This window comes from Nocardioides seonyuensis, assembly GCF_004683965.1.
Classification (GTDB): domain Bacteria; phylum Actinomycetota; class Actinomycetes; order Propionibacteriales; family Nocardioidaceae; genus Nocardioides; species Nocardioides seonyuensis.
On the sequence record NZ_CP038436.1, the window covers coordinates 3,879,915 to 3,891,156 of the forward strand.

Genomic DNA, 11,242 nt, shown 5'->3' on the forward strand with positions numbered 1-11,242 from the left:
CCTCAGGTGTGCCGGGTTATCCACAGAGCGGTCCTCGATCTGCAATGCGTGTGATGACGAGGACGGATGGTGCAGGAGACGGCTGGGCAGGGCGGCCGTGGCAGGGGTTTCGTACCTGAGGTGAGTGAAGTCGAGTGACGAAGTGTGCGGAGTGGTCTAGAGAAGGGCATTGCGGATGTGTCGGAGTGGTGTCGTAATAGAGGGCGGACGGTGGCTGAGTCTCGGTGGCTCAGTCCGGAACGGGTCTCGGGCATGACGAACACACGGAGGACCTTGGCGCTGGCTGTCGCAGCGCTCCTCGTGAGCGCGCTCGCCGGCTGCAGCGAGGACCCAGCGAGTACGACGACTCCCACCGAGACTCCCTCGAGCTCGTCACCGTCGCTGAGTTCGTCCACGAGTGATCCACCGAGCGATACGGCCATCGCAGAGCAGGCAGTCGCCGAGCTCGCGGCCGACTACTTCGCCACGCTCGATCGGCTCCGTCAGAATTCGGATCGACCACTCAAGCAACTGAAGCGGGTGGCCATCGGTGAGCAACTCGCGGCTCAGGAAGTATTCACCCGCAGACAGCGTGCGGCCGCGAATCGCCAGACGGGCGAAGTGCGCGTGGTGGAAGCCGTGGTCCAGTCAGTCAATCTCGACGGTCAGGTTCCGACGGCTCAGATGGACATCTGCTGGGACGTCTCCGACGTCGATGTCGTGGATGCCAAGGGAGAGTCGATTGTGAGCCCCGAGCGGGCAGACCGCGGCTGGACCCGCTATCAGGTCACCAATCACCACTGGAAAGAAGACCCGTCCGGAGGCTGGCGGATCGCGTCCGGACGAGACCTGGAGAAGGCGCCGTGCTCGGCCGCGTGACCGTCCTCACGGTCCTGTTCACAATCCTCTGCGCGGCACCCGTCCATGCGGACACTGAGTGCGGACAAGTAGACGCATCCACAGGCGCTTGTCTTGTGTGGGTCGACGTCCCGGGCACTCCAGGAACTCCCGGTGAGCCAGGCGAGGAGGGACCGAAGGACACCGGTTCCGGTCATGCCTGTTACTGGGATCCCGCCAAGCAGGGGATCTCGCAGCCACCGGCCGGGCCCGTCCCCTGCGACTCGGAGAGCGGCTACTGGTCCAACACCATGAACTGCTACATCCGGCTGATGGATCCGCAGCCTGAGGCGGGCGACGCTGCGTGGCAAGGTCACGAGCCTGGAGACGGCGCGGTCTACCTCTGCTATCAGCCGCAGACCGGGATCATCGTGCCGCTGTGGTTGGCCAACCCGCCCGACCAGGCAGGCCAAGGCCCAACTCCACGAGTCGTCGCCGAGCAGGCCATCGCGTCGATGGACTTGAAGGCTGTCCGCATCGGGATCGCACCCAAGGCAGACGAGGACAGCATCGGGATCGTCGGGATGCCGGTCTGGATGTGGGCCAAGGAGCCGGACGCCGAAACGGTGGGACCCGTGACCGCGACTGCGAGCGCGGGCGGCATCACGGTGACGGCGACCGCCAGCCTGCTCAAGGTGACCTGGTCGATGGGCGACGGCACGGAGGTCGTGTGCTCGACCCCGGGCACTCGATACCGGCCGGAGTTCGGCATGCAGGCGTCCCCGGACTGCGGGCACACCTATCAACAGTCCAGCGCCGGTCAGGAAGGCGACAAGTTCACGGTCACGGCGACGTCGTCGTGGGTGGTCACCTGGTCGGGGGCTGGACAGACCGGGACCATCCGGCTGAACGGGCTCACCCGTATGGCCCGGATCGCGGTCGGAGAAGCGCAGGTGCTCGTGCAGTAGCGGGCGATGAGACGTGAGAGGCGACAGGATGACGCACACCATCACGCGAGACGACAGGATGACCGGCCCTGAGCCGGCGCCCGCCGGCCCTCCCGTCGCGCCGCCTCCGAAGCTGCGACGCCGACCCGCCCTGATCGCCGCTGCTGTCGCGCTGGTGGCCCTGGGCGCGGTCCTTGCCGGGTGGGCGTGGTCGGCCACCACGAACACCCAGGAAGTGCTGGCAGCTCGCGACACGATTGCTCGCGGAGCGGTGATCACCAGCGACGACATCGCTCGGGTGCGGATCAACGCGGATCCCGCATTGCAGCCGCTGCCTGCGTCGGCGTACGACGACATCCTCGGGCAGCGTGCGGCGCTGGACATCGCGGCCGGGAGCCTGCTGACTGAAGCCGCCACCCAAGCCGAACCGCTGCCCCCGGATGGAATGTCCGTCGTCGGTGTCGCGTTGACCGCCGCGCAGGCGCCCGGCCTGACGCTGAGGAATGGCGACCGGGTCCGGGTCGTGCTGACCCCCGGCGAAGGGGCGGATGCGCCCACTGGGTCACCGCCCTTCAACGAGGCCGAGGTGGTGGGCGCCAGGACGGACAAGATGACCGGCGCGCTCGTCGTCGACCTACTGGTTCCTCGAGCCGAGGCTGGGGTGCTGGCCGCTCGAGTCGCGACTGGCAACGTCGCCCTCGTCCTGGACTCGGGAGAGCGCTGATGGCCGTCATGGCGCTCACCTCCGCGTCGGGATCTCCCGGCGTCACCACGACGGCCGTCGGACTGGCGCTGACCTGGCCGCGTCCGGTGCTGCTGATCGAGGCAGATCCAACCGGCGGATCCGGTGTGCTGGCTGGCTACTTCCGGGGCACCCGGGAGTACGACGTCGGGTTGATTGAGCTGGCGCTCTCCCCCGCGTCTCCTGCCGACGCGCTGCGCGACGTCGTACGACCGCTCAACGATGGGCACTCCTTCTTCGTCGCCGGAACGCGATCACCCGCCCAGGCGACTGCTCTCACCCGCGTCTGGGAGCCGTTGGGTGAAGCGCTTGCCGAGCTGGATGCACAGGGACAGGACGTGATCGTCGATGCCGGCCGCCTTGGTCTCGTCGGATGCCCGGAACCGCTGCTCGCGGGAGCCGATCTCTCCCTGCTGGTGACGCGCTCGACCTTGCCCGCGCTCGCGGCAGCGCGCACTTGGGCGGGCGCCGTACGTCGTGAGCGCAGTTGGCGACAGGCCGGAGTGCTCCTGATCGGTGAGGGCGAGCCCTACGGATCCCGCGAGGTCGGCAAGGTGCTGGACCTGCCGGTGTGCGCCACGGTGGCCGACGCTGCCGACGGCGCGGCCGTGTTCCATCGCGGCGCCACTCCCCCACGCAACTTCGAGTCCGGCCCGTTCGTGCGGTCGATGCGAGCCGCTGCTGCGTCGATCCAGGCGACGATCGCTCGTAGTCGGTTCGAGTTGCTGACGGAGGCACCGGCGTGACCGCGGAAGCTCGAATCGACGACCTGACATCGCTGCCCTTCTTCGCCCAAGCAGCCGATCCCCTGCCGGTCGACACGTCAGGACTTGGCGAGATCTCGGACCTCGACTTCGATCACTCGGACAACGAGCTGGACTGGGGCCTCGTCGCGGCCCTCCGGTCACAGGCTTCGGAGCGCTTGAGCCAGGCGGTTGCTGCCGAGCGAGGACGCCTCGACAAGGGAGCCCAGCAGGAGTACGGCCGCGCGATCGTGCTGGACCTGATCGAGTCCGCGATGGCCGAGGCGGTCAACGCCGGATCCGCTGCCTGGACGTTGGCCGAGCAACAGGCGCTCGCGCGTGCAGTCTTCGACTCCCTGTTCCGGTTGGGTCGCTTGCAACCCCTCGTCGATGACGACCGGGTCGAGAACATCATGATCAGTGGGTACGACAAGGTCCGGCTCGAGCTCATCGACGGGACGATCCTCCCGGGCCCACCGGTCGCCGGGTCCGACGAGGAGCTGATCGACTTCCTCGTGTTCCTCGCCTCTCGCAGCGAGGTCAACGCGCGTGCCTTCTCCGAGGCTCAACCCCGTCTCCACATGCGCCTCGATGGCGGTGCCCGGTTGGCAGCCGCCGCATGGGTGACGCCTCGGCCATCCGTGGTGATCCGACGTCACCGGCTGATGCAGGTGACACTCGATGACCTCGTGGCGCGGGACATGCTCACCCCGGTGGCCGCGTCGTTCCTGCGGGCCGCCGTACGCGCTCGGAAGTCGATCGTGGTCTCTGGGTGCCAGGGCGCGGGCAAGACCACGTTGGTGCGCGCGCTGTGTGGAGAGATCGATTCGCAGGAGATGCTCGGCACCTTCGAGACCGAGTACGAGCTGCACCTCCACGAGTTGAAGAGCCACGACATGGTCCACGCGTGGGAGTCGCGCCCTGGATCGGGCGAGCGTGGTCTGGACGGATGTCAGGCGGGCGAGTTCACCCTCGACGAGGCGCTGACGGACTCGTTCCGCTTCAACCTCTCCCGCCAGATCGTCGGGGAGGTCCGGGGGCGCGAGATCTGGGCGATGATCAAGGCGATGGAGTCCGGGACCGGCTCCATCTCGACAACCCACGCATCCGACGCCGTCGCCGCGGTCCGCAAGCTCGTCACGTGCGCGATGGAGGCCGGTCAACACATCACCCAGACGCTGGCGACCGGCAAGCTCGCCGCCACCCTCGACTTGATCGTCCACCTGGACCTGCGTACGACGACCCGCGCCGGCGTCGCATCCCGCACGAGACGAGTCGCCGAGATCGTGGCTATCGACCCCGGCGAGAGGGAGACCGGCTACGCCACCACACATGTCTTCGCCGCCGGCCCGGACGGAGTTGCCGTCCCCGGGGTCCTACCCGATACCTACCAGTCACTGGTCGAGCACGGCTTCGACCTCTCGGCCTATCTCACCGGTCAGGGGATGCGGCCGTGATCGTCATGGTGCCCGCGCTGGCCGGCGCGCTGATCGTCACCGGATCGATCGCGCTCGTGATCGGGCTCCGACCCGTTCCAGTGGGACCGAAGGCACCACGGCGCATCCGCCGCGGGATCTCGCGGCGGACGAGACTCCTGGTCGGCGTCGGCTCGGTGGTCGGCGTGGTTGGCTGGTTGGTAACCGGCTGGGTGCTGGCCCTGCTTCTCGGTCCGCTGGCAGCGGTCGGCCTGCCCATGCTGCTGACAGTTCCCGATGCGGCCGCCCGGATCGTGCGGCTCGAGGCGATGGAGGAATGGACCCGATCACTCGCCGGTGTCCTCACGGTCGGCGTCGGTCTGGAGCAGGCCCTCGTCGCGACGCTGAGGTCCACACCGGCACCGATCGCGGGCGAGGTGAACCGGTTGGTCTCCCGGCTCCGCGCACGTTGGGTGACCGAGGACGCCTTGCGGGCGTTCGCGGACGAGCTCGATGACTCCACCGGCGACCTGATAGCGGCGAACCTGATCCTGGGCGCCCGACGCCGGGGCGCGGGGCTGGCGAGCGTGTTGGAGGGGCTGGCGGGTTCGGTGTCCGCCGACGTGCGATCGCGTCGCCAGGTCGAAGCCGACCGGGCCAAGCCACGCGCCACGGCACGTTGGGTGACGTTGATCAGCGCGTCCGCGCTAGTCGCTCTCGCAGTCTCAGGTGACTACGTGCAGCCGTACGGCACTCCGGTCGGCCAGGTGGTCCTGGTGCTGCTGCTGGGTGCGTACGTCGCCACGCTCGTCTGGATGCGCCGGATGGCCCTCGGCAAGCCGCTCCCCCGATTCCTCGACGCACGCAGGGCAGCCGCATGATCACCGGCCTTCAACTCGCACTCGTGGCCGGCGGTTTGATCGGCCTCGGCGTCGCCCTGCTCGTCGTACGCCTGGTCCCTGCACACCCGGATCTCGCTGACGCACTGGACCGGTTGGCCCCAGCCCGTCCGACCACCGGACCAGCGCGCGCCGCTCCAACCACGGCGCAGGAACGGGTCGGTGTCTGGGCGATGCGCACCCTTCCTCCCGGCTTGTGGGTGCGAACGCCGCACCGCGAGCTGGCACTGTTGCGGATCCCGCTGGCGCGATTCTACGGGGAGAAGCTGGCCTACGCCGCAGCTGGACTGGTGTTGGCACCGATGCTCGGACTCTTCTTCGAGTTGATCGGGCTGGGCCTGCCGATCAGCGTCCCCTTCGTCGCGACGCTCGGGCTGGCTGCGGTGATGTTCTTCCTGCCGAACTACAACGCGATCGACGACGCCAGGCGAGCACGAATCGAGTTCCAACGAGCGCTGGGTGCATACATCGAGCTGGTGGCGCTCGAGCGCAACAGCGGGTCGGGCGCACGGCAGGCGATGGAGGCATCCGCGGAGATCGGCGATTCATGGGTCTTCACCAGGCTCGCCGAAGAGCTCAGCCGGTCGCGGTGGTCCGGGCTGCCTCCGTGGGATGCGCTCCACTCTCTCGCCGAGGAGCTCGGTCTCCCCCAGTTGGACGACTTCGCCGACATCATGCGCCTCTCCGGAGAGGAAGGCGCCAGCGTGTACGCCACCCTCCGCGCCCGATCCGGAGCCATGCGCACCGCGATGCTCAACGACGAGCTCGCCGAGGCCAACGCGGTCGGCGAGCGGATGTCGATCCCGGGCTCACTGCTCGGTGTGGTCTTCATGGCGCTGCTGATCGCGCCCTCACTGCTTCGCATGTTCGGGAACACCTGACAGCAACAACGAGAGGAAAGAACCGATGAGATGCATCGTGACGCTGCTGGTCGCAGCGCAACTGGTCCTGGACCTGCGACACGACCGACGCCGCGAGGGCGGTTCGGTCACGATCGAGCACGTGATCTGGGCGGTCGCCTTCATCGCGATCGCGGGGATCGTCGTCGTGGCCATCCGGACATATGTCACCACGCAGGCCGGCAACATCCAGTAGGCGCAGCGAACGTGGCTCGGTGAGCATCGAGCTGGTGATTCTGCTGCCTGCCTTGATGGCGGTCCTCTTCCTGGGGATGCAGGCCGCGCTCTATCACCACGCCCAGACGGTGGCGATCGCCGCCGCTCAGGAGGGTGCCCGGGTCGTTGCGGCCGAGAACGGCCACGAAGGACTAGGGATCTCGGCCGCGCAGGACTTCGTCGCCGTGGCAGGTGGTGACGAGGTACTGACCTCGCCCACTGTCACCGCCGATCGCACGCCTACTCGAGCAACCGTCATCGTTCGCGGATACGCACTCAGCGTGATCCCAGGGTGGCGACCCGAGATCCGGCAGGCGGCGAGCATGCCGGTGGAACGCCTGTCATGAAGCGGCGGAGCGAACGAGGGTCGGCGGCTGTGGAGGCCGTGGTGGGGCTGCCTGCCTTTGCCTTGTTCGTCGTCTTGATCGTCTTGGGGGGACGTACGGCAACCGCCCACCAGGCGCTCGAATCCGCTGCGGCAGACGCCGCGCGCTCTGCCTCACTTGCTCGTACTGGAACTGCCGCCGACGAAGCGGCACGAACGGCGGCCCAGACCAGCCTCGACAACCAGCACCTTGACTGCCGCAGCATCGACGTGAGCGTCGACAGCGAAGCCTTCGCGCTCCCTCTCGGACGTGAGGGATCCGTCGAGGTTACCGTCGCGTGCCGTCTCGAGCTGTCGGACCTGAGCATCCCGGGACTGCCCGGGAGTCGCCTGCTCCGCTCCTCCATGAGCAGCCCGCTTGATTCGTGGCGGGAGCGCACGCCATGACGCGGAACGGCGAAGGCGGAGCGATCACGATCTGGCTGGCACTGACCAGCGTGGCAATGATGCTCCTTGTGGGCCTCGCCGTAGACCTCGGCGGACAGGTGCACGCCCAGCAACGCGCCCACGACCTCGCCGCCCAGGCCGCACGGGCCGGCGGGGAACAAGTACAGGCCGCGCCCGCCATCAACGGCGCGTACGTCCACGTCGACGCCGTCGCCGCTTCTCAAGCAGCTCGGGCGTACCTGACCGCTGCCCACGTCGACGGAACGGTCGCCGTCTCAGGAAGCACGGAACTCACCGTCGAGGTCAACGACTCCTACAGCACCCGGTTCCTCGGTCTCATCGGCATCAACAACCTGCCCGTGACGGGTTCGGCATCAGCGCGACTCGTCCGCAGCCTGGGAGGGACAGAACAATGACGGCACTCAAGACCCGCCTGATCGGACTCGCGGGATGCCTGGCGATCCTTCTTCTCGTCATTGGGATGCCATCGACACTGATCGCCATCGATGCTGTCCCGCGTCCCTCCGACTTCGGTTGGTCTCAGCTCACCGCCCCCGACGACGGCACCTTGGCTCTGGTCCTCATCAGTGGAGTCGCCTGGATCGCCTGGGCCGTGATGGTGGTGTCGTTGGGCGCGGAAGCCGTGGGGCGCCTCCGCGGGGGCCCGCCCCTGCGACTTCCCGGACTGGCCGTCCCTCAGCTCGCGGCCGGGCGGCTCATAGCGGTGGCGGCATTGCTCTTCGTGAGTGCGCCGCTCACGCCTTCGTTGTTAGGTACGCCCCCTGCCGCAGGGGTTGCGCCGCCTGTCCCCTCAATGGTCGCTCCCCCAGCTGCTTCCCCTGCCCCTGCTGTCTCCGTGCCGCAGCAGTCCCCCGACCCGACTCCGACGCAGTTCTACACCGTCAAGCGCGGCGACAGCCTGTGGCGGATCGCCGAAGAGCACCTGGGCGACGGCACAAGGTATGGCGGGATCGTCGCGCTCAACCGCGATGTCCTCAACGGACAGCCAGACTTCATCACGCCCGGCCTCATCCTGCGCATCCCGGATGAAAGGGCGAACGGCGAGGCGTACGTCGTCCAGCCCGGCGACACGCTCTCGGAGATCGCCGAGCGAGAGCTCGGCGAAGCGTCGGCGTACCCGGAAATCTTCGTGGCTTCACAGGACACCGTGCAGCCCGACGGGCGACAGCTCGGGGACCCGAACCTCATCCTGCCCGGCTGGAAGTTGACCTTGCCAAGCCAGGTTCGGACGAACACTTCCGAGTCCGAGCAGATCGAGCGAGATGCCGAGCCGGGGCGCCTCCCCACCCCCAGAGTGGTCCCTGATCCGTCATCGCAAGATTCGAGCCCCGATACCGCTCGCGCGGGTGTTGATGAAACGAGCGGCTCCGCCACGCCTGGGTGGGCACTGGTCGGCCTGACCGGGGCAGGGGCTGTGCTGGCCGGTTCGATGCTGCTGGTCCTGCGGCAACAGCGTCGTACACAGCGCCGCTATCGCACTCCCGGCCACGTGCTCGTCCCGCCGCCAGCTGAGCTTCTCGACGTGGACAAGACGGCGCACCTGACCGGCACGGTGTCGGCACCGCGAGTCGACGTTCTCGATCGGGCACTGCGCCAGTTGGCGACGATCAGCTCTGACGTCCCTCGTCTCAGCACAGTCGAGCTCAGCGCCGATAAGATCACCTTGCACCTGACCGAAGCGGCCTACCTCCCCGCGCCTTGGGCGGGAGAGCAGGCGGCGTGGTCACTCGACCTGTCCGCAGACATTCAGGAGTCCAGTGGCGACGTCGCGCCCTACCCGCTGCTCGTCAGCATCGGCATGGACGACGCCGGCTCGCTCGTCCTGGTGAACTTGGAAGAGGTCCGAACCGTCGCCATCACCGGTGATCCCGAGCGCGCTGCCGCTTTGGGCCGCCACCTGACCGCCGAGCTCTCGCTCAGCCCTTGGTCGACCTTGGTCGAGGTCGACACGATCGGCATCGCAGGCGAGCTCGCCGACATGGATCCCTCGCGACACCATCACCACCCAGAGACCGACGACGGTTTCCTCGATGAACTAGCTAGCGGCCTCGAAGCCGAAGACCCCGCACTGGAGCCCGACCAGTTCCGGGTCGTGATCGCCTCGTCTGGGGACGCCCAGCACGACGCCCTCCGCAAGGTCGTCGCCTCATATCCCGGGCGGGCCGGCGCTGCCATCGTCACCATCTCACTCGATCCGGTGGACTCAAGTTCGCAGCTGTCACTCGACGCGGAGGGACGCCTCACCGGCACCGAACTCGGCCTCACCCTGACAGCAGCCGGCCTCACCGCAGAGGATGCCGTGGCCTGCTCGACCTTGATCGACCTGACTCGCGATATCCCCGAGGAGACAATCCCGCCGCTCCAGCCAGACGGGGCCACCACCGTGGGAGGGGGGCTCGCTCCAGCGCTCACCGAGCCAAGACCCCAAGGCCCTGCTGGTGACCGATCCCTGCTTCCCTTGTCGGCCACGGAGTACGCGGAGGTCGCCGCCACGACTCGTGAAGACGTAGACCTCCTGGCGCCCGTCGTTTCCGAGTCCACCCAGGAGCAGGTGTCGGAGTCAGATCCTGACCTCGATGAGGAGGTCGCCCGTTGGCAGTCACCGCACTTGATGGGGCCGAAACTCACGCTCCTGGGCCCGGTGTCCGCTCGGACCTTGGGTGACGCGCGCAGAATGGCGCACCGCCGACCGTTCTACATCGAACTGCTCAGTTTCCTCGCGCTCCGCCCTAATGGAGCCACGGCCGATGAGATCGGCACAGCGTTCGGCATCCAGCCCGAGCGTGCTCGGAAGGATCTCGGCATCCTCCGAGGTTGGCTCGGTACGGACAAACGGACCGGCAAACCCCACCTCCCAAATGCTCGTCAGACGCACGTCAAAGGCGAAGGAGCCCGGTACGTCCTCAGCGGTGTGGCTACGGATCTCGATCTCTTCCGCCGACTACGAGCCCGCGGACAGAGTCGCGGCGCGGCCGGCATCGATGATCTCCAGACGGCGCTGACCCTCGTGAGCGGTGAAACCTTCTCCGATCTGAGGCCCACCGGATGGTCGTGGCTCTTCGAGGGCGAGCGCCTCGACCACATCATGTCGTGCGCCATCGTTGACACGGCACACATCGTGACCACCCAGGCGCTAAGCGTTGGCGACCTCGACCTCGCCCGATTCGCCGCCGAGACTGGCAACCTCGCCTGTCCGTACGACGAGACAAGCCGGCTTGATCTCGTCGCGGTCAGGAGCGCATGCGGCGAAGATGAAGCTGCGGAGCGGCTGCTGGCAGATGCAGTTCTGGACCGATCCGATGACGGCCTCGGTCCCCTCGACACGCCCGCACATACCTCGCGCATCGTTCGGCAGCGCGGTTGGGCGACCTCACGATCCCGATCTGCCGGATGAGCAGTATCCCGACGCTCCGAGGCAAAGGCTCCTGCCCTGGCATCTGCCACCATTGCTCACGTCGCGATCACACACATGCCGTGGACACCTGGATCCTGGCGACAGTCGCACCGCGTCGCCTCTAGGCGGCCTGGCATCGGTACCGCGATTGGGCGAAGAGCACAAGTGCAGAGAACTGCTTCGCGGCACGAGAACAGCGGTCATGGGCAGCGACCACCGATCGGCAGCGCGACCCAGCGACTGGACTCATCGAGCACGCGCCCGACATGTGGAGTCTTGCGGGTGCGAGCGCTGCTACGGCGCTGCCAGGCTATGCCAGCCCAGTCACCGACACGCTGAGCTGAGCGACCGTCACACTGCCGGAGGAACAAGTCGCAC

The 11,242-nt window shown here is 67.6% G+C and carries 12 protein-coding genes; all 12 read left to right on the forward strand.

All coding sequences use genetic code 11. The annotated features are described in order from the left end of the window. Positions 1-300: 300 nt before the first annotated feature. Entirely contained in the window at positions 301-858 is a 558-nt protein-coding gene (locus EXE58_RS18845) for a hypothetical protein (RefSeq protein WP_135269265.1), read from the forward strand. Positions 859-1,148: 290 nt separating this feature from the next. Then, positions 1,149-1,784 (forward strand): hypothetical protein, encoded by a 636-nt coding sequence (locus EXE58_RS18850; protein ID WP_244242321.1) that lies wholly within the window; start codon positions 1,149-1,151, stop codon positions 1,782-1,784. A gap of 28 nt (positions 1,785-1,812) precedes the next feature. Beyond that, positions 1,813-2,487 (forward strand): SAF domain-containing protein, encoded by a 675-nt coding sequence (locus tag EXE58_RS18855; RefSeq protein WP_135269267.1) that lies wholly within the window; start codon positions 1,813-1,815, stop codon positions 2,485-2,487. Continuing rightward, a complete protein-coding gene (locus EXE58_RS18860; protein ID WP_135269268.1) occupies positions 2,487-3,251 on the forward strand; it encodes a P-loop NTPase family protein in 765 nt (254 codons plus the stop codon). The genes EXE58_RS18855 and EXE58_RS18860 overlap by 1 nt, the downstream gene beginning before the upstream one ends. Beyond that, positions 3,248-4,705 carry a TadA family conjugal transfer-associated ATPase gene (locus EXE58_RS18865; RefSeq protein WP_135269269.1) on the forward strand — a complete coding sequence of 486 codons (1,458 nt, stop codon included), beginning with the start codon at positions 3,248-3,250 and terminating at the stop codon, positions 4,703-4,705. The genes EXE58_RS18860 and EXE58_RS18865 overlap by 4 nt, the downstream gene beginning before the upstream one ends. 5 nt (positions 4,706-4,710) lie before the next feature. Next, a complete protein-coding gene (locus EXE58_RS18870) occupies positions 4,711-5,544 on the forward strand; it encodes a type II secretion system F family protein (protein WP_135269712.1) in 834 nt (277 codons plus the stop codon). After that, positions 5,541-6,443: a type II secretion system F family protein gene (locus EXE58_RS18875; RefSeq protein ID WP_135269270.1), complete on the forward strand. Its 903-nt coding sequence runs from the start codon at positions 5,541-5,543 to the stop codon at positions 6,441-6,443. Before EXE58_RS18870 ends, EXE58_RS18875 begins: the two co-directional genes overlap by 4 nt. 25 nt (positions 6,444-6,468) lie before the next feature. Next, on the forward strand, positions 6,469-6,657 hold the full coding sequence (locus tag EXE58_RS18880) for a hypothetical protein (RefSeq protein WP_135269271.1): 189 nt from the start codon (positions 6,469-6,471) through the stop codon (positions 6,655-6,657). Between the two features lie 19 nt (positions 6,658-6,676). Beyond that, positions 6,677-7,024, forward strand: a complete 348-nt coding sequence (locus tag EXE58_RS18885; protein ID WP_244242322.1) for a TadE family protein — start codon at positions 6,677-6,679, stop codon at positions 7,022-7,024. A 29-nt stretch (positions 7,025-7,053) separates the two neighbouring features. Further along, complete coding sequence (locus tag EXE58_RS18890; RefSeq protein ID WP_244242325.1) at positions 7,054-7,449, forward strand: TadE/TadG family type IV pilus assembly protein; 396 nt, start codon at positions 7,054-7,056, stop codon at positions 7,447-7,449. Next, positions 7,446-7,865: a TadE family protein gene (locus tag EXE58_RS18895; protein WP_135269274.1), complete on the forward strand. Its 420-nt coding sequence runs from the start codon at positions 7,446-7,448 to the stop codon at positions 7,863-7,865. Before EXE58_RS18890 ends, EXE58_RS18895 begins: the two co-directional genes overlap by 4 nt. Then, a complete protein-coding gene (locus EXE58_RS18900; protein ID WP_135269275.1) occupies positions 7,862-10,864 on the forward strand; it encodes a LysM peptidoglycan-binding domain-containing protein in 3,003 nt (1,000 codons plus the stop codon). The genes EXE58_RS18895 and EXE58_RS18900 overlap by 4 nt, the downstream gene beginning before the upstream one ends. Positions 10,865-11,242: the final 378 nt, after the last annotated feature.